The organism is Roseomonas aeriglobus (genome assembly GCA_016937575.1).
Classification (GTDB): domain Bacteria; phylum Pseudomonadota; class Alphaproteobacteria; order Sphingomonadales; family Sphingomonadaceae; genus Sphingomonas; species Sphingomonas aerigloba.
Map to the genome: position 1 here is coordinate 1 of JAFHKN010000007.1, position 24,490 is coordinate 24,490.

The window sequence follows — 24,490 nt, forward strand, 5'->3', positions numbered from 1 at the left end:
TCGGAGTGGATGAACTGGCGGCCGTGACTGGATTGCGACGGCTCGCGCTAGTACCCCTGTCGATTCTACTAGTTATCGCTACGTCACGGATCCGGATCGGGTCGCCTGTCGCTGATTGCCTCCCTAAGCGGCGGTGCTAGCTATCCCCTGTACCTGATACACCCCCTATTCTTCTTCCTGGCGGCCCGTCTTCTTCCAGCAAACTCAATATTTTTTAGCCTAATCCTGCTTGGAGCAATCATAGTCGCAGTGCTTATCGATTATATGATCGACAAGCCACTGCAACGACGGATCAAAGCGGCGGGCTGGTAATATGAATCCTGCCCTTAACTCGATACCGCCACAACTTTTCATGGCATCGACTATTGCCCGGATGTGGCGGACAAACATCTTTGCAAGCTACCTTATTCTATCGGTGGCATGCGCAATCTATGCGCAGTCGATCGGTCGCACTTTTCTATCGAACGATCTTCTTGATGGGTTTACCATTCAAGTTACCTATATCTGGAATTATTTTTCCGGCGGAAACTCGATATTTAAATTAGAGCCCCTGTTATGGATTCACTCCGCTCGAGCATTGATCGCTTATATTTTTGTCAGTGTTGAAGATATTTTTGGAGTTGGATCCACCTCATTTTTAATACTTCTAATGTATTTGCCGATTGTCAAGGAGTTCGCCAACGCAAAGAGAGGTTTTTTTGTTTTTGCACTTCCTTTATCGATTTTAGTTTTTAGTCCCAGAACTGCGCTGGTCATTGTATCCGTAGCATATCTGCTGATGTTTATATTTCGCGGAAAGGCATATCTTTATCTTTTGCCTTCTTTATTTCTGTCGACGTTAAGCTCGGGAGTTGTTCTTAGTAATTTGATTATTACACTACTTTTGGTTCGGAATTATCGCCGAAGGTCGTTCGCGTTGTATCTATATGCCTCTACGTTAGCTATATCTTTGTTGATATCTGTTGGCGATAAGTATATCGGATTTAATGAACAGAGAGCAGGATATAATTCAACGGTATATGGCGCGTCAGGAATCAGCGCGATTATTTCCCGTAGCACGATTTTTGTTTCTTTGCAGGAAGGAAATTTTGTGCGCTTTTTTGCCTATATAGCACTCGCCGTACTAGCGATGCTCTTGTTGTTTGTGTCGATACGGATGCGTCGCTATCGTGGCTACGCTGCGATCCTGCTGGCGGCGGTCCCATCTGTGTTTCTGGAAGGGCTGGGTTTCGTTTCGCTGCTTGTTCCGGTTCTTTTGCTCATGGCAGGGCGCCCGCTGCCCTGGCGCCCTGAGCCCGTGGAGCGGACCATTGGCTGACATTCTCGATGCGTTGCGCGACCGAGTTTTGTTCGTGTCTTATGGCGGTGGCCATGCGGCTTCGCTGGCACCGGTGGCGAAGGAGTTGGAGCGTCGCGGCGTCCCCTTCTCGATCCTCGGACTGACGACGGCGGCGTCCTATTTCGCGCGTCATTCGCTGGAGCCGCTGGGCATGGCCGATCTTGTCGGCCGCGTCCCGGGCTATGAACATGCCGTGAAGACCGGCGAACGCCTAGCGGCGGGGCAGCCACGGCATGGTGCCGTATCTGCAACGGAAACCGCCGCCTATCTTGGGGCGGGATATATCGCGCTGGAGAGGATGTATGGCGCCGAGGAAGCGCAACGACGCTACGACAGGTTCAACCGCCAGAGCTTCCGTCCGCTTGATTTCTTCGACCGGCTGTTCGCAGCTGTCCGGCCGCGCGTTTTGGTGGCGACTAATTCGCCTCGCTCGGAACAGGCGGCGTTGAGTGCAGCCGGCTCCGCGGGGATCGCGTCGCTGTGTCTGGTCGACCTGTACGCAGCCTTCGAGATCGAATGGTGTGCGGCGCCCGGATATGCCGACCGCGTCTGTGTTCTCAATGAAACGATCGCCGAGCGTTTTCGCACGCGAGGCGCAGATCCCGCTGCGGTCCGGGTCACGGGCAATCCGGCGTTCGACAGGCTGGGCCTGCTCGACCGGCACACCGTGCGTGCGCGTCATCGTGCGGCACTGGGATTGCGCGATGGCGACCGACTGATCGTCTGGATTTCGCAGCCCGAACCGCAGCTTCACCCTTTTTCTGGCGTCCGTGGTGATCCCAGCCTGCCGGCACGGATTGAGACGGAACTGGCGCAAGGTTTCGCCGATGCGTCGAATGTGTACCTTGTAATGCGGCTTCATCCGAGCGAGGATCGCGGCCCGGCGGTGACGGGCGACAGGCTGCGTTACGGCACGGCGAGCGAGCCGCTGGACGACCTGTTGTGCGCGGCGGACTGCGTCGTGACGTGCAGTTCTACCGTTGGGGTGGAAGCAGGCTTGCTAGGAATTCCAGTGGTCCAGGTCATGCGCTCGATCTTCTCCCGCGACCTTCCCTTGGCCGATATGGGCTATGCGACCGCAGCGACCGGCCCGGAAGATTTGAAGGCCCGCATCGTCGACGCCTTCGCGACGGGATTGCGCGATCCCGCTCGTGTCGGCATCACGTTCGATGCGGCTGGGCGCGTGGCCGACGAGATCGCCGGACTGAGGCGATGACTCGTCATTTCGTCGTCGCCAGCCTGGGCAGCATCGGGCAGCGCCATTTGCGCAATCTCCGAATCCTGCGCCCGGATGCCCGGATCACTGCCTTGCGGCGCCCCGAAAGCGCCCCCGTCACCTGTGACGGCTGCGACGGCGAGGTCACCTCGGTCGAGGCGGCGCTGGCGCTTCGCCCCGACGGGGTGATTCTCGCCGGACCCGCGCCGACCCATGTCCGGCTCGCTCGGGCCTTTGTCGAACAGGGCATTCCGGTCTTCATCGAGAAGCCGCTTTCGCACGATATAATCGGCCTGGACGAACTGGCGGCTGTCGCGGCGCGGGGCGCGATACCAGTGATGGTCGGCTACAACCTGCGGTTCAACCCTTCGCTGAACGCGCTCAGGCAGGACCTGCTGGGCGGTGCGATCGGCAAGGTGCTGGCGGTGCGCGCGGAGGTCGGACAATATCTTCCGGACTGGCGATCAAATGCGGACTACCGCCAGGGCGTGTCCGCCCGACGGGCGCTGGGCGGCGGGCCGATCTTGGAACTGAGCCACGAGATCGACTATCTCTACTGGCTGTTCGGAATGCCGGCGTGGGTGACCTGCCGCGGGGGGCGCTATTCCGATCTCGAGATGGATGTCGAGGACTGCGTCGACATCTGCCTCGAATATGCCGAGCCGCGGCGCCTAGTGTCGGTGCATCTGGATTTTCTGCAGAGGCCGGTCGCTCGCACCTGCAAGTTCATCGGATCCGGCGGGACCATCGTTTGGGAAGCGCTGCGGGATCGCCATATCGTCGAGGCCATGGATGGTGGACGTCGCGTCGTGGAATCCCCGTTGCCTGATCGCAACCGGATGTATTTGGACGAACTCACCGACTTCCTCGGCGCGATCGAAGACGGGTGGCCCGTTTCTATTCCGCTGTCCGACGGCATCGACGTCATGCGGATCATCTCGGCCGCCGCCCGATCGCTGACGATCGGTCGGTCCATATCACTCCTTGAAGTGGAGCCTTACGCATGAAAGCGCGCGCCTTCATCTTCGCCCGCGGAGGCTCGAAGGGGGTGCCGCGCAAGAACGTGCGGGCGCTTGGCGGAGTGCCGCTGATTGGCCATGCCATCCGGGTCGCGCGCGCCTGTCCATCCTTGGACGAAGTCATCGTATCGACCGACGACGAGGAAATCGCACAGGTCGCGCTCGATCTTGGTGCTGAGGTTCCGTTTCTCCGTCCCCCCGCGCTGGCTTCCGATACTGCATCGGAATGGATGGCGTGGCGTCACGCCATCGAATGGGTGCGGCGACATCGCGACGACTTCGATATTTTCGTCAGCCTGCCCGCGACCTCGCCATTTCGCGCCGTGGACGACGTGGAAGCCTGCATCGACATCCTGCGCCGCGACCCGCGGACCGACGTTGTAGCCACCGTCAAGAAGGCGGAACGCAGCCCTTATTTCAACATGGTCAGCCTGGATCCGGACGGTATCGCGCGACTGGTCATCCAGCCCCAGGGGGACGTGACGCGGCGACAGGACGCACCGGTCGTGTACGACATGACGACGGTCGCCTATGCGGTACGGCCCGACTTCGTGATGTCACGTGCCGGCCTCTTTGACGGTCGGATGCGCGTCGTCGAAATTCCGCCGGAGCGCGCACTGGACATAGACACGCCGTTCGATTTCGCGGTCGCGCAATATCTAGCAGAGCAAAATGCCGGAAACGGCTGGGACCCGATAGGAATTTGATGCGCACCATAGCACAGTTGAGCGATTTGACAGGCAGGATCGCTCTTATAACCGGCGGGGCTGGGCATATCGGTCGGGCCATGGCAGGGGCGCTTGCCGAACAAGGCTGCGGCCTCATCTTGGTCGACCAGGATCAGGCGGCCCTATCCGACACTGCCGCTCCGCTGGGCGAGGCTGGGCTGCCGATCCACATAATTCCCGCCGACCTTGAGGATGAAGCGCAGCGGATTCGAATGATCGAGCGTGTCGTCGGCGATATCGGGCAACTCGATATCCTCGTCAACAATGCGGGGTTCGTGGGAACCAACCAGCTAGAGGGTTGGGCCGTCCCGTTCGAGGAGCAAAGCCTGACGACCTGGCGTCGTGCGGTCGAGGTCAACCTCACCGCCCCATTCCATCTCGCCCAGGCATTCACCCCGCTGTTGCGGCAAAGTGGTCGCGGCACGATCGTCAACGTGGGATCGATCTACGGCATCCTCGGCCCTGACCTCGATCTGTACGCTGGCACCCGGATGGGAAATCCCGGCGGCTATGCCGCAAGCAAGGGCGGGCTCCTGCAGTTAACCCGCTGGCTTTCGACGTCGCTCGCACCGGCGGTCCGCGTCAACAGCGTCAGTCCGGGTGGCCTTGCACGGGGGCAGGCCGACAGTTTCGTCGAACGTTACGTCCGACGGACACCTTTGGGTCGGATGGGCACCGAAGAGGATTTCAAGGGCGTCATATTGTTCTTGGCGAGTGATCTGTCAGCATGGATGACGGGCCAGAACATCATGGTGGATGGCGGATGGTCCGCATGGTAGAGGCGCGGTGTTTTGTGATCCTGGAGCGCCCAGAACGCCGTGAAAACCTTTATTATCGCCGAAGCTGGCGTCAATCATAATGGTCGAGAAGAACTTGCATATGCATTGGTCGAAGCCGCGGCCGGAAGCGGTGCCGATGCGGTCAAGTTCCAGACCTTCTCTGCCGACCGGCTAGTCCGTCAAGGCGCGGCGACGGCTGACTATCAACAGCGGCAAACCGGAACCAGCGACCAGCATGCGCTGTTGAAATCGCTCGAGTTGCCGCTCGCCCTTCATGAAGGGCTGTTTCGCCGATGCGGTGAACTGGGGATCGAGTTCATGTCGACACCGTTCGACAGGGAGTCCGCCGATTTCCTCGCCCAGCTAGGCATGCGGCGGTTCAAGATTCCTTCGGGCGAGATTACCAACGAGCCGTTCCTGGCCCATCTGGCGCGATATGGGCGACCGCTCGTCCTGTCGACCGGAATGGCGGACATGGACGAGATCACGCGAGCGGTCGAAGTCATCGGACAAGCGCGCGCGGACAGCGGACAGGCGCCCATCGGGGGCGAGGACCTGACGATCCTGCACTGCACGTCCAACTATCCCGCCGCCTATGCTGACGTGAATCTGCGCGCCATGGCCAAGATTGGGCAGGCAACCGGACTTCCGATCGGCTACTCGGACCATAGCTTGGGTGTCGCTGTTTCAACCGCGGCTGTCGCCTTGGGCGCGGTCGTCATCGAAAAGCATTTCACCACTGATCGCGACCTGCCCGGTCCGGACCATCGCGCATCGCTGACAATTGCGGAACTGACCACCATGGTGGACCAGATCCGTGCGGTAGAAATGGCATTGGGATCGCCAAACAAGCGTCCGACGGAATCCGAATTGCCCGTGCGATCGCTGGTTCGGCGAAGCGTGACGACCCTGCGACCGATTCCCGCCGGCGCCTACATAACACCGGAAGATATCGGTCTACTGCGCCCTGGAACCGGAATCCTTCCGCGCGACAGTGGAGCCGTCGTCGGCAAGCGAGCCCGTCATGCGATCGACGCCGGAATGACGTTGCAATGGTCGGATATAGAATGAGCCGATTGATCTGGTACGTCTCGGGCACGCGAGCAGATTACGGTCTGATGCGTGCGGTCCTTCAGGCGATTGATCGTCATCCTGACCTACGACTCGGAATATTGGTGACGGGCATGCACCTCGAACCAGCCTATGGCAAAACGGTGGACGAGATTGCGGCGGACGGGTTTGACATCGTCGCGAAATTTCCCTCCGGAGAGGGGACGAGCGGCGGTGCCGAGATGGCTCGCGGCATATCGCGCATGATTTCGGGCTTTACCGACGCGATGGAGCGTGGGCGACCGGATATCGTGCTACTGCTCGGCGATCGGGGAGAAATGCTCGCCGGGGCCATCGCGGCGATACATTTGGACCTGCCGATTGTGCATATCCACGGGGGGGAGCGGTCGGGGACCGTCGACGAACCGATCCGCCATGCGATTTCGAAATTGGCGCACTATCACTTTGCCGCGACCGAAGAATCCGCGGAACGCTTGCGCCGTATGGGCGAGCACGCCGACGCCGTCCTGACCGTCGGCGCGCCTGGGCTGGTTGGTCTTGGCGATGCCGTCATGCGATCGAAAAACGAGTTGGCGGCAGAGGTTGGGTTCGACCCGTCACGCCCGATCGCGTTGTTCGCGTACCACGCCGTCCTCCAGGAAGCCTATATGGCAGGCACGATCGCGGGAGCCATTCTTGAGTCTTTGGTCGCGCGCGGTTTCCAGACGATCGCGCTCAAGCCGAACTCGGACAGCGGCGGCGACCGTATCCGCACGGAACTGGACGCCCGTACGGGTCAGCCTGGCCTCGTCGTGAAAACCCACCTTACGCGATCGCTGTTTATCAATTGGATGGCGGTGGTCGACCTGATGATTGGCAATTCCAGTTCCGGCATCATTGAGGCTGCGACGTTCGGCACGCCTGTAATCAACGTCGGTCCTAGGCAGAACCTGCGGCAACGCAACGGCAATGTGATCGACGCTGCCTCCACTCCCGAAGCCATCGACGCGGCGATTGCAACTGTCGCTAGCGGCACGCGCTTTCCAACAGCTAACATCTATGGCGACGGCGCATCGGACGAACGCATCGCCGCGCTGCTCGCGACTCTGCCGCTCCAAGGCGTGACATGGAAATCTAATGCCTATTGAACCGCTTTTAGTAATCGGCGCAGGCGGGCATTCCAAGGTCGTTCTGGATGCATTAGCGTTGACGACCCCGCGCGCCGTACGTCTTTGTGACGACGATCCGCGCTGCGTCGGCCAGGTCGTGATGAACACTGTAGTGGAGGCTCGGCCGGCGATCGCGACGCAACGGGGCATTCCCTTTCATATCGCGATCGGGAACGCGTTGCATCGCAGGTCACTCCAGAAGGCGCTGGTCGAAGCTGGCGCAATTCCAACGTCGGTCATCCATCCGGCGGCCGTAGTATCCGCATCGGCGGCAATCGGTGCAGGCAGCTTCGTGGCTGCGCGGGCTGTGATCGCGCCAGATACGGGCGTCGGCGATAGCGTTATCGTAAATCATGGTGCGATTATCGACCATGATTGCGAAGTCGGCGATTTTTCGCATATCGCACCGAACTCGACACTATGTGGGGGTGTCCGTATCGGCGTAGCGGTCCTGATTGGAGCGGGAGCGACAATCCTGCCGGGTGTCCATATCGGCGATGCCGCCATTATCGCCGCCGGTGCCACGATCGTTCGTGACGTGGCCCCGAATGAGAAGGTAATCTTCGCCTTGGCTCGTAAGAATTGAAGGTTTGCGCGTGGACATAGAAGCGATCTTTGTGACCCGTTCTGTATCTTTGCGCCACGCGCTGGAACGGATGAATGCCGGAGGCAAAGGGCTGTTGCTCCTAGTCGACGGAGACGGTCGTTTTGAACGAACGATCACCGACGGCGACCTGCGCCGCGAGCTTCTTGCCGGTCGGTCGCTTGATGACGACCTTCGGCAACTCGCGTCGTTCCACTCGCTCACGATCGATGAGAACACCACGCGCCGGCAAGCTCTGGCGCTCATGAACGAACATTCCATCAATCACATGCCGGTGATCCGGCCCAATGGAACCGTCGCAAGCCTGCTGGATCGCCGTGAGGTCGACAGCCAGATCCTTCTGTCAACCCCGCATATGGGTGATACCGAACAGGCCTTCGTCGAAGAGGCTTTCCGTACGAATTGGATTGCTCCTCTCGGCCCCCATGTCGATGCTTTCGAGCAGGAATTGGCCGAATTGGTTGGGATGGGACATGCCGCAGCGGTTTCTTCGGGGACTGCCGCGCTCCATCTGGCCTTGCGGCTGCTCGACGTCGGCCCCGGCGATCGCGTCTTCTGCTCGACACTGACCTTTGCCGCCAGCGCCAACCCCATTGTCTATCAGGGAGCGACCCCGGTCTTCATCGATTCCGAGGCCGAAAGCTGGAACATGTCGCCTATCGCTCTCGAACGCGCATTCGCCGCAGCGAAGGCCGAAGACTGGTTGCCCAAGGCTGTGATCGTGGTCAACTTGTACGGCCAAAGCGCTAATATTGATCCGATCAAGACTATTTGCGACGCGCACGGCGTTCCTATCGTCGAGGACGCAGCGGAATCACTTGGTGCGACCTACAAAGGTCGCGCGAGCGGTTCTTTCGGATTGCTCACCGTCTTCTCCTTTAACGGAAATAAGATTATTACGACATCGGGCGGTGGCATGCTACTGTCGAACGACGATCATCTGATCGAGCGCGCTAGATTTCTGGCGACACAGGCTCGCGATCCCGCCCCGCATTACCAGCATAGCCAGATCGGCTTTAACTACCGTTTGAGCAACATCCTGGCTGGTGTCGGTCGAGGGCAACTAAAGGTTCTGGGTGATCGCGTGCGCGCGCGCCGGGACGTGTTCAGCCGGTACGAGCATGGTCTGTCCGACATAGCGGAGATTAGATGGATGCCTGAACCGGAGTGGAGCCATGGGACGCGCTGGCTGACGGCCTGTACCGTTGACCCGGCGGGGCCGATCAGCCGCGAGGGCCTGCGCCTTCATCTCGCGGAGGATCTGATTGAGGCACGCCCCGTGTGGAAGCCGATGCATCAGCAACCCGTATTTGCCGGTGCAGCCTATTACAGCGCCGAGGAGCAGTCGATTTCTGACCGTCTGTTCGATGACGGCCTGTGCCTGCCATCAGGGTCGAACCTGTCGGATGTACAGATCGATCGAACAATCTCGTCGATCAGGGCGGCATTCGGACGCTCATGACGATCATTAGGGCCACGATATGGTCTGCGTCGGGGATTGTTTCGCCGTTGCGCGAAACGCTGTAGAGCCGCCTCCCAAGCATGAACCTATACTATCGGTGCCGTCCAGGCGCGATGCATGCCCGGGGGCGAAAGGATTAGAATGCGTAAGGTTATCGCTCCGTTGTTGCGGATGCCGCATACCGGAAGGGGGCTTCTGGCGCTCTTTGCGGACATTCTGATCTGTCCGATCTCGGCATGGCTGGCATTCTACCTGCGCCTTGGAGAAATCTCCGGTTTCGCGGCTGGCTTTCATGTGGCGTCGCTTGTCAGCCTGGCGATCGCCCTGCCTATATTTTACGTCTCGGGCTTGTACAGCGTCATCCTGCGCCACGCGACTTGGAACGTTCTGATCGATATCGTGCGTTCGGTCGTGATCTACGGCGTCGTATTTGCGTTCATCTTTTCAGTTGTCGGCGTGCCGGGCGTACCCCGCACTATCGGCCTAATCCAACCTATTCTGTTGTTCTTGGGTATAGGATGTTCACGTGCGATCGTCGGATATTGGCTTGGCAACACATACCGACGGCAGCATCGCGACGAGTCGAAGATCAGTATTCTGATCTATGGCGCTGGTGCATCGGGACGGCAGTTGGCCAGTGCGATAAGCTATAGCGGTGCTTTTCGGCTTGTCGGGTTCGTAGACGATGCACCGACACTGCGCGGTCGCCGATTGGGCAACGTCCGCATTCATGGACCCGACGAATTATCAGCTCTCATCCGCAAGCACGATATCGAGGAAGTGCTGCTGGCGCTGCCGTCTGCTCCGCGCAGCCGGCGAAACCAAATCATGAAACTGCTCTACGACTTGGATATTCGCGTTAGAACGCTTCCAGGACTGATGGATTTGGCGAGTGGTCGGGTCGAGGTGACAGATCTTCGTCCTTTGGAGATCGAGGACCTGCTCGGTCGCAACGTCGTGGCACCGGACCCGATCCTGCTCGCGCATGATATCAGGCGAAAGACTGTCCTGGTGACAGGGGCTGGTGGTTCGATCGGAAGTGAACTGTGCCGGCAGATTCTGCAGGTGCAGCCTGCGACGTTGCTGCTTGTCGAAAGCAGCGAGTTTTCACTGTATTCCATCAATCAGGAACTTGAAAAGGCAGCCCTATCCCAAGGCGCCACCGAAGTATCGATCGTCCCTCTTCTCGCATCGGTGCGTGAAACGCGACGGATCGACGAGATTATCAGGACGTGGCGGGTCGATACCATCTACCATGCAGCGGCCTACAAGCATGTTCCACTAGTCGAACATAATCCGACTGAAGGCGTCTTGAATAACGTATTCGGTACTTTGTCGACGGCGCGGGCTGCACATCGCCACGGGGTCGCAAAATTCGTTCTCGTCAGTACAGACAAGGCGGTTCGTCCGACTAACATCATGGGTGCCAGCAAGCGTATTGCCGAAATGGTGCTGCAGGCGATGGCGGAGGAGCCTACCGACACTTGCTTCACCATGGTCAGGTTCGGTAATGTCCTAGGATCGAGCGGATCGGTTGTGCCCCTGTTCCGCCGCCAGATCGAGGAAGGCGGCCCGATCACTATCACCCACCGCGACATCAATCGATATTTCATGACAATCCCTGAAGCTGCCCAACTCGTCATCCAGGCTGGGGCGATGGCGCATGGTGGTGAGGTTTTCGTCTTGGACATGGGCAAACCGGTGCGCATTGCCGACCTTGCGCGCAACATGGTGGAACTTTCCGGCTTGACAATCAGAGACCATAACCATCCCGACGGTGATATCGAGATTCATGAAGTCGGCTTGCGCCCTGGTGAGAAGCTCTATGAGGAGCTATTGATTGGCGACAATCCCGAGATGACATCCCATCCCCGGATCATGAAGGCTAACGAGCAGTTTATACCCTTGCTCAAAATCAATGATGAACTTGAGTTGATGATGCATGCGATAAATGATGATAACGCTATCTTGCTCAAGGAAATACTTTGTAGGATTGTTCCCGAATATAACACGACCAGTGATGTTGTTGATTGGGTAGGAATAAGACGTGCTGCGATCGTCGTAGATAGTGAATTATAGATTGATTTGGCGAGCAACTTCATTGGCCATTAACATCAGTAAGATCGTGCGGATGTTTTCTGGAGTAATGATCTTCATTCTGACATCTACGGTTTTGCTGTCATTTAGTAATGATGTTTCAAAGGCTGAACAGCCTGTGAGCCGTGATCAGAGCGGTTTTGTTGACGGTGTGGCCGATGTGCGCTCGCCAGCGTTCGGTGCGAAGGGCGATGGTCGTGCTGACGATACCGTTGCCATCCAAGCTGCAATTGATCGATATGCTCGCGTATATCTTCCGGCTGGTGTGTACCGCATTAATTCGAAAGTCGGCCTGTCGTTGCGAACCGGGACGCAACTGCTAGGAGACGGGCGCGCAGCGACTTTGCTCGTCGCAGTGCCAGGCGGTGGAACCCTTGCGGATTTGGCGTCATACAGAACGGGATCTCTGATACGCCGCAAGTTCGACCCTCATCATCAAAATTCCTATGTCAATTATGTGAGACTGGCCGATTTTAGTGTTATCTTGAATCATCCCAGAGATGCAGTGACGGCAGATAGAATTCAGATCGGAATTGATTTTCGGAATATCAGTCGCTCCATAATAGAACGCGTGCACGTTGGAAATTCTCTACCAGAGGGTACAGTACTGCGTAAAGTAGCGGCGCACGTGTACGATAGCCAGGGTTATGGTATTGTCTTGGGTTCAGTGCCGAGTGGCTTGATATCTTATGCGGGCGGCGAACTCAACGTTGTTAGAGATTCGAGTGTCTGGGGCGCTTACAAAGCTATCGTTCAGGACGATTTACGATTGAGTCCGCGCTCGGCCGCTCATGCGACCAGGATAGAGCGAAATGACCTTCAGGGTGCGCAATATCTTTTGTCTCAAGAGAGCCGATACATGCACGGAAGTGTATGGCGCGACAATATCCTGCAAAATGTCGTTCCCAGGCCCGATGGGGTAGAAGACGCGGCCGTCATTCATGTTGATGGGCAGGATTCCCGTGTGGACGGGGGCTATGTCGAAGCTGGCGGATTAAGTAAATATCTTATTTATTTAGGGAAGTTTACCAAACGCGTTTCAGTACATCTCGACTATACAAGCTGCACCAATACAACAAAGATAGTCAACTTGGGGAACGACAATAAGATATCGTTGAGTGATGCTTGTCTTACCTATAGATAGACATCATTTATCGTATGTTCTAAGTGACTGATCATCCCTCGGCTTGACGGACACCCATGATAGGCTCAGCGGGCCAAGAGGTGTGTTGATGGCAAGTACGACGAAGCGTCGTTTTACGGAGGAGTTCAAGCGCGAGGTTGTGGTGTTGTGAGAGACGAGCAGCCGCACACAGGCCGAGATAGCGGCTGAGTTAGGTATCGTGCCTGCGTTGCTGGCAGCGCAAGCAGCAGGAGGGCAGCGCTCCGCCGGCCAGCCCGTGGGAGTGGCAGGAATTCTGTGCGGGAGGCCGTTATCGTCATCAGATGACGAGCCGCTCGCCGAAGATGACGGCGAACTGGGTCTTTGCCTCGGACCACTCGCGGGGTGGACGTTTTCTACTCCTGAGCGGCGGTATTGAGTACGATGTATAGCAGCTTCATCGCGGCATCGTCACCGGGGAAGTGGCCGCGGGTCCGCACAGCCCTTCGCAGTTTCGAGTTCAGCGCCTCGATGGCGTTGGTGGTGTAGATGATCCGGCGGACGCCCTCGGGGAAGGCAAAGAACGGATCACCTGGTCCCAATGGCGCCGCCAGCTCTGCGCGATCGCCGGGTACCGCTTGCCCCAGGGACCGGCCTCGAAGGCGTCCAGCGCCGCCAGGCCGGCTTCGACCGTCTCGGTGCGGTAGACGCTGCGGAGTGCCTGTGCGATCGGCTTGCGGTCCTTCCACGACGCAAAGCTCATCGAATTGCGCAGCAGGTGGACGATGCAGAGCCTGCCCCGGCGAAGGCCGAAGTCTGGACGACCGTCGCCGGGAAGGCTGCGTTGATCGCCTCAGGAAATCCCTTCAGGCCATCGACGACGGCGATCAGGATGTCGGCGACGCCGCGGTTCCCAAGCTCGTTCATCACCGCCAGAATTTGGCGCCCTCGGTCTGGTCGATCCAGATGCCGAGGATGTCCTTGGTGCCATCGGGCAAAATGCCAAGCGCGATGTATACCGCCTTGTTGCGCACGAAGCCCTCGTCGCGGATCTTTACCCGGATCGCGTCGAAAAGACGAGATCGCAGGTGTCGAGCGGGCGGCCCTGCCATTCCGAAACTGTTTCCAGAACCGCGTCGGTCACCGTCGAGATCAGGTCCGGCGACACGTCGATGCCGTACAGCTCCTCCAGATGCCCGCGGATCTCGCGCACCGTCATCCCGCGCGCGTACATCGAGACGATCTTGTCATCGAGGTCCGGAAACCGGCGCTGGTACTTGGCGATGAGCTTCGGGTCGAACGTGCCCGCCCGGTCGCGCGGAATGTCCAGCGTCACCTTCGACGTGCCCGTCAGCATCGTCTTGCGCTACGAGACGTTACGCCGATTGTCGGCACCTTCATTCCCGAGATGATCGTTGAGCTCAGCCGACAGCATGCGCTCCGAAAGCGCCTTCTTCAATTCGTCGAGCAGCCCGTCCTTCGCAAACAGTTCCTGTGGGTCACGGCCAGCCAGCAGCTGGTCCAGAACGTCCTTGTCGATTGCCATATCGATGGTCCTTCCTCTCCATCATTATGGCCTCCCGCACAGAATTCCTGACACTCCCGCTTGCCCCGGATCACACCCTGTAGACCCATATCGCGCATCAGCCGCTCGATGGTGCAGCGGGCGACCGGGAAGCCCTCGCGCATCATCTGCCGCCAGACCTTGCGGACGCCGTAGACCGCGAAGTTCTTGGCGAACCCGCGAGCCACTTCGGGCTTGAGAACTTGATCCCGCTGCGCCCGCGCCGACAGGCGCATTGGATTTCGTCGTTGCGCGACATGCTCGAAATACGTCGATGGGGCGATCGACAAGACGCGGCAGATCGGCTCGACCCATAGACATCGCGGTGATCATCGATAAAGGCGAGCATCACCGGAACGGGCGGTCGAGCTCCGCTGGACAAAATACGCGGACGCCTTGCGCAGGATCTCGTTGGCTTGGCGCAACTCACGGACTTCGCGCTCCAACGCCTTCATCTTGTCAGCAACCTCGGTCGGAACGCCAGCGCGCCTGCCGCTGTTCACCTCAGCCTTCTTCACCCACTCATGCAGCGTCTGCGGCACGCACCCGATCTTCTCCGCAATGGAAACCACCGCCGCCCATCGCGATGGGTGATCGCGCTCGTGTCCAGCACCATCCGTACCGCCCGCTCGCGGACCTCAGGCGCAAACTTGTTCGTCGTCTTGCTCATACAGGCTCCACCTTCTCAGGAGTTGGAGCCTCCGATAAACCCGGCACGGTTCAAATCGTCACTACAGCCTGGTTCCAGCTGGATGAAGAAACTGGGGTCACGTCACCAAATGCCCCGATGGAGAGCTTCTTCCACACCCTCAAGGTCGAGCTGGTCCATCAATGCCGATGGGCGCCCCAGTCAAAAGCCCGACAGGCGCTGTTCGGATACATTGAAGGATACTACAACCGGCACCGCATGCACTCGGCCCTCGGGTATCTGACACCCGAGCAAGCCGAGCAGCGCATGACCGGCTAACCCCGCGTGTCCGCCAAAACGGGGAATGATCAATCTCGCGCCTAGTTAACTTCCCCACTGCTCAATCGCCCACCGGACTCTCTCCGTGCTTCCTGAGCACGTCGTTGAAAGCCTCGGTCATCAGAGCCTGCAGGCTTCGTCCTTGGCGGCGCGCCAGCATGTGCATGGCAAAGGACATTTCAGGCGAGAAGAAGCCGGCGATCTGTTTGCGTCCCTGACGGCTTAGGGGTGTCTTGTCGATGGCCTCCCCTGCTCCGGGCGTTCCCGCTGCAGTCTGTTTCAACGCCGGGCTTGTCCCGCGCAGATTGGCGAAGCTGGGTTTACGGCTCATGCGGTGGCCTTTCCTTTGCGCTTACGTGTGGGCAGGCCGACCTGTCGACATGTCCAATCGTAGATCTGCCGGATTTCCTCGGCCGCCTTGCCCGATGGCTCGGCCTCCAACACGCTTTTCCCTTCGGAACTGGCGTGACGATATGCTGCGCGGTCGGGGAGGAGGATCGGGCATGGCGGCGTGCCGTAGCTTTCGACCAGCTCGCCCGCTTCGGCATAGATGCGCGGAGCGTTTGGGCTGCCGGCGATGAAGACGACATAGGCCGGTCTGCGCAGCAGTTGGACGAGTTTCGCCGTCGTCTGGATCGCAGCCAGATCGAACGCGCTCGGGCGGCACGGGATCAGCACTAGGTCGGCGACCTCGACCGCGGCGCGGGCGGCGCTGTCGGCGTGGGGGGGCGTGTCGATGATGATAAGCTCGGCTCCCTGCCCGCTCGCCTGCGCGACCTTCGCGGCCAGGCGCGGTGGGGGTGAGTCAATCACTTCGGGCGGCGCGTCCTGACGCCAGGCGGCCCATTGGCTGGCGGTCGCCTGCGGGTCGGTGTCGATGACCAGCGCGACGCGGCCCGCTTCCTGCGCCGCGGCGGCCAGGTGCAACGCGAGCGTGGTCTTGCCCGCCCCGCCCTTCTGGCTGATGACCGCGATCGTCGGCATGATCGAATTTCCTACATGTCTACATGGCGACTCGCCGAGATTTCGACGATGCCGTTTAGGCGGCTTGTCGTCGCCCTAACCCGATCACGGTTGGACAGCTAGTCCCATCGACATGTCGACGTGCAAAGCATGCAACATGTCTGCGGCATGATCGAAGGGCGGCACCATCCGTTTGGTCTCTTCGAAAGCATTTGGACCGCGGAGCCAAGCCGTCCTGTCTTGGCCGTCGGCAATCGATCGAAGGTTGCCGAGTGACTTTTCCCCGACCGATTGGTCAGGCGGAACGCAGTCGGCCAGCGAGGCCGACGTCCGCTTGCGCAGGATCATAAGACATGGAGGAACGGTTGCGCATCGGGTTGAGACTCATGCTTTTGGGCGTCGAGCGCGGCGCCCCGACGGGCGAGCACTTGGCTGAGCCATCCGCCCACCGTAACCACCGCCAGTTCGCGGGCGCTCAGGCTCGCCTTCATCGCAGTGAACTCGGCGGTGCGGGTCTTGGAATAATGCAGCCGCGCTTTGCTGAGCCACGAGAACAACCCCGCCTCCCCTTCCCCCGCCGGCTTCAATATTGGTTTCGATCTGCGTGACCAGCAGCCGTTCGAGCGCCACCGATACCGCTGGTACGGTCGTGCCGACTGGTTGCCACCAGCCATCGAAAAACCGGTCGTGCGCAGTGAAGACGAAGTCCTGGCCGACATCTGCCCCTTGCTTGACCAACTGCCATCAAGCTGGCGATGTAGAGCATGACTTCCTTGTTACAGGTCGTCGCGACCCCGGTCGACGACGGCTGCATCTCGATCGAGACGGGCCGTGGTCGCAGCTCGACAGCTTCATCCAGGCGTGTTTGCGAGCGCGAAGAACGGAAACGCCATCAGCGACCGCTCGCGGCGGTCAGCGGGCTATCGAGCTGGAACAGGGCTTGGGGGCTTTGCGCGGGACTGGGCAGGAGACCTGAGATGTTGGATTTCATACCCCAAAGCACGAATTTTCGGCAGTGAGGCGCGATTTTACCGGGGACAGGGGGCAGAGCGGGGTCCCGAGATCGTGCTTTTGAGTAGGAATTGAGGCGGGGCTTCCAGAGCCGGGGCGATTGCTCCCACCGTCTCGACGCGTTGATTTGTCGACACGTCGACAATCAACGTTTCACGTTACCATTGCGGCGTCACGACCGGGCGCCGGACATCCCTTGCCCGCATTTCAGCCCGCAGGGCGGTTGTGTCTCTCCGATCTGCGCCGGCGATCCGTCGCGACACTCACCCCCGCCTTCATGGCAATATGTCTGAATGTCTACGCGTCTTCACGTCGATGTGTCGCAGAACGAGTGGATGATTGTGTGGTGGAATCTCAACGTTAACGCAGCCCATGCTAAGCACGCGCCCATGAAGATCCTCGTCACCGGCGGCGCCGGGTTCATCGGTTCGGCGCTGGTCCGGCATCTGATCGCCAACACCGCGCATGACGTGATCGTGCTCGACGCGCTGACCTATGCCGGAACGCTCAGCGCGCTCGCGCCGGTCGCCGATAGCCCGCGCTATCGCTTCGTCCGCGCCGATATCTGCGATGCGGCCGTGGTGCGTACGGCGATCGAGGAATTCCGGCCCGACGTCATCACGCATCTGGCGGCCGAAAGCCACGTCGACCGCTCGATCGACGGACCGCGAGCGTTCATCCAGACCAACCTGATCGGGACCTATACGATGCTGGCGGCGGCGCTCGAATACTGGCGCAGGCTGGATGCGGACGGGCAGGGGGCCTTCCGCTTCCATCATATCTCGACCGATGAGGTATTCGGGTCGCTCGGCGAAACCGGCCTATTCACCGAAGACACACCTTACGACCCGCGATCGCCCTATTCGGCGTCGAAGGCGGGCAGCGATCACCTCGTGTCGGCGTGGGGCCATACCTATGGCCTGCCAGTGCTGATCACCAACTGCTCGAACAACTACGGGCCCTATCACTTCCCGGAAAAGATGATCCCGCTAATGATCGTCAAGGCGCTTAGCGGCGAGACATTACCCATCTACGGCCAGGGCGAGAACGTCCGCGACTGGCTGTATGTCGAGGATCACGTAACCGCGCTGACCGCAGTATTCGAACGCGGCGTGGCCGGTCGCCGCTACAACATCGGCGGAAATGCTGAGCGGCGGAACATCGACGTGGTTGAGGAGCTGTGCCGCATCCTCGACCACCTGCGCCCGCGCTCCGACGGCCGGTCTTATGCGCAGCAGATTGGCTTCGTCGCCGACCGCCCCGGCCACGACCTGCGCTACGCGATCGACGCCACGCGGATCCGCGACGAACTGGGCTGGGAACCGCTTCAGAGTTTCGAGAGCGGGTTGGAGGCGACAGTCCGCTGGTATCTCGACAACGAGCGATGGTGGCGTCCGATCCTGGCCGAACGCAGCGCCGACGTCCGCCGCGGCCTGTCCGGCTAACCGCTTCTTCAGCCCGATGTGCTAAGGCCGCTCCCATGAAAGGCATCATCCTCGCCGGCGGTACCGGTTCGCGGCTCCATCCGGCGACGCTGGTCGTCAACAAGCAGCTGCTGCCGGTCTACGACAAGCCGATGATCTATTATCCGCTGTCGGTGCTGATGCTGGCCGGCATCCGCGACATATTGATCATCTCGAGCCCCGACCATCTGCCGCATTACCGCACGTTGTTCGGCGATGGCTCGGCACTGGGGCTCGACATCGCCTATGCCGAACAGCCGCGGCCCGAGGGTCTGCCGCAGGCCTTCACCATCGGCCGCGAATGGATCGCCCGCGCGCCGGTTGCGCTGGTGCTGGGCGACAATATCTTCTTCGGCAACGGCCTGTCGGACATGCTGCAGCGGGCTGCGCTGCGAAGTGAGGGGGCAACGGTCTTTTCCTACCGTGTCGACGACCCCGAACGCTATGGCGTGGTCGAATTCGATGGGGAGGGGCGGGCGATTTCGATCGAGGAAAAACCCGTGCATCCGCGCAGCAACCATGCGCTGACGGGCCTGTATTTCTTCGATCACCACGTCTGCGACTATGCCGCTACGCTGACCCCGTCGGCGCGCGGCGAGCTGGAGATCACGGACCTGGCGCGGCGCTACATGGACGCCGGCACGCTTCAGGTCGAACCCATGGGCCGCGGCTATGCCTGGCTTGATACGGGAACGCACGACAGCCTGCTCGAAGCCGGCGAATTCGTCCGCACGATCCAGCACCGTCAGGGCATCCAGATCGCGTGTCTCGAGGAAATCGCGTATCTCAATGGCTTCATCGACCGCGACACGGCGCGTGCTCGAGGCGAGAGCCTGGCCAAGACCGCCTATGGCCGCGCGATCCTGAAGGCGATCGAGGAAACGCCATCACCCAGGTCACAGGCCGAACGTCGCTTTGCCGACCGCCGCAAGGCATAGATTGGCATTCTACGATTCGAAGGCCGCAATTACTCAGCGCCATTTAGCGTCAACGCGATGAAATTGTAAGAAACCGCGCGATCAAAGACCTGGAATCAGTGACTGTGACTTGCGCCAACACCAATGATCCGTAATGACGCCGGCAACATGCCCGGCCGTATCGCCGGGCATCTTTGTTTCGGGGCATTCAGCACATGTGTGGTATTGTTGGGATCGTCGGCAACGACGCGGTTGCCGATCGGCTGCTCGATGGACTGAAGCGGCTCGAATATCGTGGCTATGACTCCGCCGGCATCTGCACGATCGACGATGGTGCGTTCGACCGGCGACGCGCGTCGGGCAAGCTGTCCAACCTCGCGCAGCGCCTGCAGGAAGCGCCGCTCGCCGGTGACATCGGCATCGCGCACACGCGCTGGGCGACGCATGGCGCGCCGACCGAGGACAATGCGCATCCGCACATCGTCGGCGACGTCGTGCTGGTCCACAACGGCATCATCGAGAACTTCAAGCCGCTGCGCGACGAACTCCTCGCCGAAGGTCGCGAATTCAAGTCGCAGACCGATTCCGAAGTCGTCGCACATCTGATCTCGCGCGAAATCGAGAATGGGGCCGAGCCGCGGGCGGCGCTTGCCGCCGTGCTGCCACGGCTCCACGGCGCCTTTGCGCTGGGCGTGCTCGTCCGCACTCACCCTGACCTGCTATTGGGCGCGCGGCTCGGTGCGCCGCTCACCGTCGGCTACGGCGAGAGGGAGAATTACCTCGGCTCGGACGCGCTGGCGCTTGCCCCGCTCACCCGTCGCATCGCCTATCTCGAGGAGGGCGACTGGGTCACGATCACTCGCGACGGCGTCGAAATCTTCGATCGCGACAACGCACCTGCAACGCGTCCGATCGTGGATTCGGGCGCTTCGGGGCTGCTGATCGATAAGGGCAACCATCGCCATTTCATGCAGAAGGAAATGTACGAGCAGCCGGTCGTCGTCGCCCAGACGCTGCGCTCGTACCTGCGTCCGGTCGAAAACCGCGTCGCGCTGCCCGACATGGACTTCGACCTGGCCGCGATCAAACGCGTGACGATCGTCGCCTGCGGCACTGCCAGCTATGTCGGCATGATCGGCAAATACTGGATCGAGAGCTTCGCGCGGATCGGCGTCGAGGTCGATGTCGCCAGCGAATACCGCTATCGCGACCCCGTCCTGCTGCCGAACACGCTCGGCGTCGTCATCTCGCAATCGGGCGAAACCGCCGATACGCTGGCCGCGCTGCGTCATATGAAGGCCGCCGGTGTCACGACGGCCGGCATCATCAACGTGCCGACCAGCTCGATGGCGCGCGAGGTCGATCTGCTGATCTCGACCCATGCCGGACCGGAAATCGGTGTCGCATCGACCAAGGCCTTCACCTGCCAACTGGCGGTGATGGCGGCGCTCGCGGTCAATCTCGCGCGCGCCAAGGGGCGGCTGAGTGCGGCAGACGAAGCCGATATCGTCGCTCATCTGCGCGAAGTCCCCGAAGCGATCACCCAGGCGCTCAGCCACGACGCCGACATCGAGGCGATGGCCGGCACGATCGCCGGTGCGCGCGACGTCCTCTATCTCGGCCGCGGCCCGGATTACCCGCTTGCGCTAGAAGGCGCGCTGAAGCTGAAGGAGATCAGCTACATCCACGCCGAGGGCTATGCGTCGGGCGAGATGAAGCATGGGCCGATCGCGCTGATCGACGATGCCGTACCGCTGATCGTGCTGGCGCCGTCGGGACCGCTGTTCGACAAGACCGTCAGCAACATGCAGGAAGCCCGTGCGCGTGGCGCCAAGGTCGTCCTAATCTCTGATGCGGAAGGCATCGCTCAGGCCGGCGAAGACACGATCGCGACGATCGAAATGCCGCGGGTCCACCCACTGATCGCCCCCATCGTCTATGCAGTGCCAATCCAGTTGCTGGCGTACCATGTGGCGGTCGCCAAGGGGACCGACGTCGATCAGCCGCGCAATCTGGCGAAGTCGGTTACGGTGGAGTAAATCCTATAGACATGTCGCTTTGTCGACATGTCTATAGGATTAAATGTGTGCGTTAACCTCTCAGCGCCGTCGTGTGATGGATAGGCATGCACAACTGCGTCTCATCGAAGTCCTCCGCGATACGATACAACCGATCGATCGCCCGCTGCATACCCTCGACCTCCGCCTCGAAGCTGGCGACCGGGGTCGGGCGGCGGTGCATGCGGTGCTTTTTCGACATTTGGAAGGCGACGTCGTAATCGTTGCGCAGGATGCGGACAGGTTCGTGGTCGTTCGCGGCCCACAACACGCAATCCTCGTATACGGTCACCACGTCACCTTCCCGGTGAGCAAAGGTCACCAGCGGCACGACCGGGTTATCGGGCGAGAAGCGGAGATGGGCGACATGGCGCCGGTTCGTGCGCGCCATAGAGGCCAGCCACATCGACCCCAGCGGCCCGAGATCGCCACCGACGATCAGCATCAGTTCGGCATCGAATGCGCGCCCTTCGGGATCGCCGTCGCGGCCCGCAATCAGTCTGGCGGTTGCGGTCATGATGCGGCGAACATAATCGCTCGGCTGCGGTGCTTGGGTCATGGTCGGGTCCTTTTTCATCGCGTGATTGCGATCACCCTCCACTCACCCGTCTCCCTTCTCACCTTTCCCCGGTCCGGCGAGCGTCAACCGTTTGCCGACCATCCCGCGCGCGATGCCGGCGTTGCGGTCGGCCGGATCGTGGAACGGCATCGTTTCCACCGGGATCAGCGACGTCCGCCCCAGCACGACCGCCGGACCTTCGCCCCGTGACGGGACAAACGCCGGCATGCGATCGGGGAGGGACCAGAACCGCAGATCGGACACGATCTCGATTCTGTCCGCCTCAACGAACAGCACGTCGTAGCGGACCGCCTGGTCACAATCGCTGACGAGCACCACGTCGCTCGCAAGCGCGCGGCCGACAGCTTCCGCCTCCGCCCACGCCAGGCTCGGGGCGCCATCGGTGCCGGCGATGACCAGGCGAGCCGCAGGCAGATGCAGACACCCTGCCGGCAGGTCCGGCGCTGGCGATAGGGTGACCGGTGGCGGGCAGTGCGGGAGCAGGCTGAGCATCGCATGGACGATCGGTGCGGTGAGGTCGAGATAGTCGATCAACGAAGACATTGTGGATCCTTGGGCTGGAGCGCGGCCTCCAGCGGTCGGACTTTCCTGTCCTTGCCGGGAGAACCGCCCGGCGTTCCAATCTCCATCCCGCTCGGTTCGTGACAGCTGTCACGAAGCCGGTCCGGCCATCTCCAGCAACTCGGTATCGCTCGCGCTGTCGGTCGCCATCAGGCAGCATGTGGCGACATACCAGCGCATCAGGCGCTGGGCGTCGTAACGTCCCATGCCCCGGACAGATTTCAGGAAGCGATCCAGTTGCGCGATGGCCGCAGCCCGCGCGTTGGCGACCGACTGTGCGATCGCCAGGCCATCGCTTCCTCCGCTGGCACCGAACTGCGCCAAGACTTGCAGCACCAGCGCCGGCACACTGTGCTCGCGACGCAGATAGGCGAGAATGGTCCGATGGATATCAGCGGGAGGCGGGGGGCAGCTTCGGCATACGGCAAAAGGGCGGTCAGGAGTTCGTCGAACGCCGCCTCGATGACCGCCTGCTTCAGCGCAATATTAGGGAAAATCCGCTGGATCGCCGTCCCCGTACGCCCGACGTTGGCGCCGACGTTTCGGACACTCAGCATCGCCCACCCTTGGTTGACGACGATGTCTATCGCGGCCTCGACGCATAGCGCCTTCAGGTCAGCCCACTGCTGCGACGTATAAGCATTCATAGCTTAGGATTAGCATGCATGACAGCTGTCATCCATTGCAATTATGAGCGAGATGTGCCGCCCATTCAGCCGCAAGTGTCGCGCGATCCAACGTCACGAACGCCCCGAAACAACCGTGAAGGACGCGAGGAAAATAGAGGGCGTGGACGTGCGGCTTGTGTGCCCGCGCCGACAGGGCGGGGACATGCTGAACCAGCACGACGGCCAATCCGCGGGCGTTGAAGCTGGTGCGGGCCCAGCTGCGTGCGCATTCCCATTGCACATGGAAACGCTCGCCGTGATGGAATCGCACCGTCGCGATCCCGAGCAGATCGCGCTGCCCAGGAAGCTGCTGCTCCTCATAGGTAACGACCAGGCGGTGCAGCTTGCGCAGCTCGTCGGGCGCCGATGCGGGCAAAAGTACTTCATGGTCGAAGCAGCCGGGCTCGATCGACCCATGCGGCGACAGGCGCCGGACGATGGCCTGACCGGCAGTGGTGACGACGCCGCGGTGCTCGCGCCGGATCATGCCGTGGGTGAAATCAACCGCGAGTTTCGGACCCGTTTCGGGCGTATAGTCGGCCATCGCCTTACCGCGCCCGCAGGAGGCGGCGGACGGCAGCGTCGGCACGCGCGAAGCCCAGATCGCGATCACCGGCATCGCGCCACGGCGCGCCCTCGTGCACGACGATCTGGCCGGTTTCCAGCCAGAGATGCCGGTCCCCGGCCCACGGCACCAGGCAGCACCGTCCGCCCAGATCGTCGCGCCACAACCGTAGCGGCGCATGCCACACCATCCGCCCCCACAGCCGCATCCCGGCGCGCAAGCCGATGGGCACGCCGTTTGCGGAAATGTCGGCGACGATCAGGTCGCAGCGCAGATCATGGGCGGTTCGCTCAAGATCGACCGGGACCGCCTGGTCCGGCAATGTGCTGCCGAAGACCAGCCAGTCCCGGCGGCGGCAGCCGTCGGTCAGGCGAATGGCGCCGCCCAATGCGGCATGGGTGGTAGCGGCCACCAGAATATCGAGCGCGCGATCGCGCAGGCGCAGATCGGGCGTGGGTTGGTAGTGCAGGGCTGCAGGCAAGATTTAAGTCCTTCCGAAGGGTCGACGATGTCGTCCGCCCATCCGGTCTTTCACCCTTCCTGGCGGAGCATTCCGCCGTTCCTCATCTTCCACTTTGTCATGGCGGGGCTCGTGTGCCGCCGGTGCCT

The 24,490-nt window shown here is 60.8% G+C and carries 23 protein-coding genes, 3 pseudogenes and 1 other annotated feature; of the genes and pseudogenes, 16 read left to right on the forward strand and 10 right to left on the reverse strand.

Annotated features, from left to right (window positions below; all coding sequences use genetic code 11):
• Positions 1-352: 352 nt before the first annotated feature.
• The 11 genes from JW805_20670 to JW805_20720 all read left to right on the forward strand — a co-directional run bounded on the left by JW805_20670 (position 353) and on the right by JW805_20720 (position 12,607).
• Positions 353-1,318 (forward strand): hypothetical protein, encoded by a 966-nt coding sequence (locus JW805_20670; GenBank protein MBN2974408.1) that lies wholly within the window; start codon positions 353-355, stop codon positions 1,316-1,318.
• Positions 1,311-2,555 carry a hypothetical protein gene (locus JW805_20675; protein ID MBN2974409.1) on the forward strand — a complete coding sequence of 415 codons (1,245 nt, stop codon included), beginning with the start codon at positions 1,311-1,313 and terminating at the stop codon, positions 2,553-2,555. The genes JW805_20670 and JW805_20675 overlap by 8 nt, the downstream gene beginning before the upstream one ends.
• Positions 2,552-3,562, forward strand: coding sequence for a Gfo/Idh/MocA family oxidoreductase (locus JW805_20680; GenBank protein MBN2974410.1), 1,011 nt, complete (start codon positions 2,552-2,554; stop codon positions 3,560-3,562). The genes JW805_20675 and JW805_20680 overlap by 4 nt, the downstream gene beginning before the upstream one ends.
• On the forward strand, positions 3,559-4,281 hold the full coding sequence (locus JW805_20685; GenBank protein ID MBN2974411.1) for an acylneuraminate cytidylyltransferase family protein: 723 nt from the start codon (positions 3,559-3,561) through the stop codon (positions 4,279-4,281). The genes JW805_20680 and JW805_20685 overlap by 4 nt, the downstream gene beginning before the upstream one ends.
• Before the next feature lie 80 nt (positions 4,282-4,361).
• Positions 4,362-5,081: an SDR family oxidoreductase gene (locus JW805_20690; GenBank protein MBN2974412.1), complete on the forward strand. Its 720-nt coding sequence runs from the start codon at positions 4,362-4,364 to the stop codon at positions 5,079-5,081.
• 39 nt (positions 5,082-5,120) lie between these two features.
• Positions 5,121-6,152: an N-acetylneuraminate synthase gene (gene neuB / locus JW805_20695; protein MBN2974413.1), complete on the forward strand. Its 1,032-nt coding sequence runs from the start codon at positions 5,121-5,123 to the stop codon at positions 6,150-6,152.
• Positions 6,153-6,157: 5 nt separating this feature from the next.
• Complete coding sequence (gene neuC, locus JW805_20700) at positions 6,158-7,279, forward strand: UDP-N-acetylglucosamine 2-epimerase (hydrolyzing) (protein ID MBN2974414.1); 1,122 nt, start codon at positions 6,158-6,160, stop codon at positions 7,277-7,279.
• Positions 7,269-7,886, forward strand: a complete 618-nt coding sequence (locus JW805_20705) for a NeuD/PglB/VioB family sugar acetyltransferase (GenBank protein MBN2974415.1) — start codon at positions 7,269-7,271, stop codon at positions 7,884-7,886. Before neuC ends, JW805_20705 begins: the two co-directional genes overlap by 11 nt.
• A gap of 10 nt (positions 7,887-7,896) precedes the next feature.
• Entirely contained in the window at positions 7,897-9,366 is a 1,470-nt protein-coding gene (locus JW805_20710; GenBank protein ID MBN2974416.1) for an aminotransferase class I/II-fold pyridoxal phosphate-dependent enzyme, read from the forward strand.
• 141 nt (positions 9,367-9,507) lie between these two features.
• A complete protein-coding gene (locus tag JW805_20715; GenBank protein ID MBN2974417.1) occupies positions 9,508-11,445 on the forward strand; it encodes a polysaccharide biosynthesis protein in 1,938 nt (645 codons plus the stop codon).
• A 22-nt stretch (positions 11,446-11,467) separates the two neighbouring features.
• Entirely contained in the window at positions 11,468-12,607 is a 1,140-nt protein-coding gene (locus tag JW805_20720; GenBank protein MBN2974418.1) for a hypothetical protein, read from the forward strand.
• Positions 12,608-12,905: 298 nt separating this feature from the next.
• On the opposite strand, the pseudogene JW805_20725 reads toward JW805_20720, so the two are convergent.
• A pseudogene (locus tag JW805_20725) lies at positions 12,906-14,111 on the reverse strand (IS256 family transposase).
• A 59-nt stretch (positions 14,112-14,170) separates the two neighbouring features.
• Positions 14,171-14,799, reverse strand: a pseudogene (locus tag JW805_20730) (IS3 family transposase).
• Positions 14,405-14,519, reverse strand: a sequence feature (AL1L pseudoknot). It overlaps the preceding pseudogene by 115 nt.
• Positions 14,800-14,907: 108 nt before the next feature.
• Here JW805_20730 and JW805_20735 point away from each other — a divergent pair.
• Positions 14,908-15,096: pseudogene (locus JW805_20735) on the forward strand (IS3 family transposase).
• A 61-nt stretch (positions 15,097-15,157) separates the two neighbouring features.
• Here the strand turns inward: JW805_20735 and JW805_20740 are convergent.
• The 3 genes from JW805_20740 to JW805_20750 form a co-directional block, all read right to left on the reverse strand.
• Complete coding sequence (locus JW805_20740) at positions 15,158-15,427, reverse strand: hypothetical protein (protein ID MBN2974419.1); 270 nt, start codon at positions 15,425-15,427, stop codon at positions 15,158-15,160.
• The gene (locus JW805_20745; protein ID MBN2974420.1) at positions 15,424-16,080 is read right to left on the reverse strand and encodes an AAA family ATPase; all 657 of its coding nucleotides are present in this window, start codon (positions 16,078-16,080) and stop codon (positions 15,424-15,426) included. The genes JW805_20740 and JW805_20745 overlap by 4 nt, the downstream gene beginning before the upstream one ends.
• A gap of 323 nt (positions 16,081-16,403) precedes the next feature.
• Positions 16,404-16,616: a hypothetical protein gene (locus tag JW805_20750; GenBank protein ID MBN2974421.1), complete on the reverse strand. Its 213-nt coding sequence runs from the start codon at positions 16,614-16,616 to the stop codon at positions 16,404-16,406.
• Between JW805_20750 and JW805_20755 the strand changes: the two genes are divergently transcribed.
• From JW805_20755 to glmS, 4 genes are all read left to right on the forward strand, one after another.
• Complete coding sequence (locus tag JW805_20755; protein ID MBN2974422.1) at positions 16,597-16,827, forward strand: hypothetical protein; 231 nt, start codon at positions 16,597-16,599, stop codon at positions 16,825-16,827. The genes JW805_20750 and JW805_20755 overlap by 20 nt on opposite strands.
• 632 nt (positions 16,828-17,459) lie before the next feature.
• Positions 17,460-18,515: a dTDP-glucose 4,6-dehydratase gene (gene rfbB, locus JW805_20760; GenBank protein MBN2974423.1), complete on the forward strand. Its 1,056-nt coding sequence runs from the start codon at positions 17,460-17,462 to the stop codon at positions 18,513-18,515.
• A 35-nt stretch (positions 18,516-18,550) separates the two neighbouring features.
• Complete coding sequence (rfbA, locus tag JW805_20765; GenBank protein MBN2974424.1) at positions 18,551-19,471, forward strand: glucose-1-phosphate thymidylyltransferase RfbA; 921 nt, start codon at positions 18,551-18,553, stop codon at positions 19,469-19,471.
• Between the two features lie 194 nt (positions 19,472-19,665).
• Positions 19,666-21,489: a glutamine--fructose-6-phosphate transaminase (isomerizing) gene (gene glmS / locus JW805_20770; protein ID MBN2974425.1), complete on the forward strand. Its 1,824-nt coding sequence runs from the start codon at positions 19,666-19,668 to the stop codon at positions 21,487-21,489.
• 52 nt (positions 21,490-21,541) lie between these two features.
• On the opposite strand, the gene JW805_20775 is transcribed toward glmS, so the two are convergent.
• The 5 genes from JW805_20775 to JW805_20795 form a co-directional block, all read right to left on the reverse strand.
• On the reverse strand, positions 21,542-22,066 hold the full coding sequence (locus JW805_20775; GenBank protein MBN2974426.1) for a hypothetical protein: 525 nt from the start codon (positions 22,064-22,066) through the stop codon (positions 21,542-21,544).
• 42 nt (positions 22,067-22,108) lie between these two features.
• Positions 22,109-22,630: a hypothetical protein gene (locus tag JW805_20780; protein ID MBN2974427.1), complete on the reverse strand. Its 522-nt coding sequence runs from the start codon at positions 22,628-22,630 to the stop codon at positions 22,109-22,111.
• 108 nt (positions 22,631-22,738) lie between these two features.
• Positions 22,739-22,984 (reverse strand): hypothetical protein, encoded by a 246-nt coding sequence (locus tag JW805_20785; protein ID MBN2974428.1) that lies wholly within the window; start codon positions 22,982-22,984, stop codon positions 22,739-22,741.
• A gap of 339 nt (positions 22,985-23,323) precedes the next feature.
• Positions 23,324-23,929: a hypothetical protein gene (locus JW805_20790; protein ID MBN2974429.1), complete on the reverse strand. Its 606-nt coding sequence runs from the start codon at positions 23,927-23,929 to the stop codon at positions 23,324-23,326.
• Positions 23,865-24,362 (reverse strand): hypothetical protein, encoded by a 498-nt coding sequence (locus tag JW805_20795; GenBank protein ID MBN2974430.1) that lies wholly within the window; start codon positions 24,360-24,362, stop codon positions 23,865-23,867. Before JW805_20795 ends, JW805_20790 begins: the two co-directional genes overlap by 65 nt.
• Positions 24,363-24,490: the final 128 nt, after the last annotated feature.

What these genes read in the sequence shown, in the direction of transcription:
- rfbA (MBN2974424.1), top strand. Translation starts at nt 18,551, where the DNA reads ATGAAAGGCATCATCCTCGCCGGCGGTACCGGTTCGCGGCTCCATCCG.
- JW805_20775 (MBN2974426.1), bottom strand. Translation starts at nt 22,066, where the DNA reads ATGACCCAAGCACCGCAGCCGAGCGATTATGTTCGCCGCATCATGACC.
- JW805_20745 (MBN2974420.1), bottom strand. Translation starts at nt 16,080, where the DNA reads ATGCCGACGATCGCGGTCATCAGCCAGAAGGGCGGGGCGGGCAAGACC.
- JW805_20705 (MBN2974415.1), top strand. Translation starts at nt 7,269, where the DNA reads ATGCCTATTGAACCGCTTTTAGTAATCGGCGCAGGCGGGCATTCCAAG.
- JW805_20715 (MBN2974417.1), top strand. Translation starts at nt 9,508, where the DNA reads ATGCGTAAGGTTATCGCTCCGTTGTTGCGGATGCCGCATACCGGAAGG.
- glmS (MBN2974425.1), top strand. Translation starts at nt 19,666, where the DNA reads ATGTGTGGTATTGTTGGGATCGTCGGCAACGACGCGGTTGCCGATCGG.
- JW805_20690 (MBN2974412.1), top strand. Translation starts at nt 4,362, where the DNA reads ATGGCAGGGGCGCTTGCCGAACAAGGCTGCGGCCTCATCTTGGTCGAC.
- JW805_20685 (MBN2974411.1), top strand. Translation starts at nt 3,559, where the DNA reads ATGAAAGCGCGCGCCTTCATCTTCGCCCGCGGAGGCTCGAAGGGGGTG.
- JW805_20680 (MBN2974410.1), top strand. Translation starts at nt 2,552, where the DNA reads ATGACTCGTCATTTCGTCGTCGCCAGCCTGGGCAGCATCGGGCAGCGC.
- JW805_20670 (MBN2974408.1), top strand. Translation starts at nt 353, where the DNA reads ATGGCATCGACTATTGCCCGGATGTGGCGGACAAACATCTTTGCAAGC.
- rfbB (MBN2974423.1), top strand. Translation starts at nt 17,460, where the DNA reads ATGAAGATCCTCGTCACCGGCGGCGCCGGGTTCATCGGTTCGGCGCTG.
- JW805_20740 (MBN2974419.1), bottom strand. Translation starts at nt 15,427, where the DNA reads ATGAGCCGTAAACCCAGCTTCGCCAATCTGCGCGGGACAAGCCCGGCG.
- JW805_20780 (MBN2974427.1), bottom strand. Translation starts at nt 22,630, where the DNA reads ATGTCTTCGTTGATCGACTATCTCGACCTCACCGCACCGATCGTCCAT.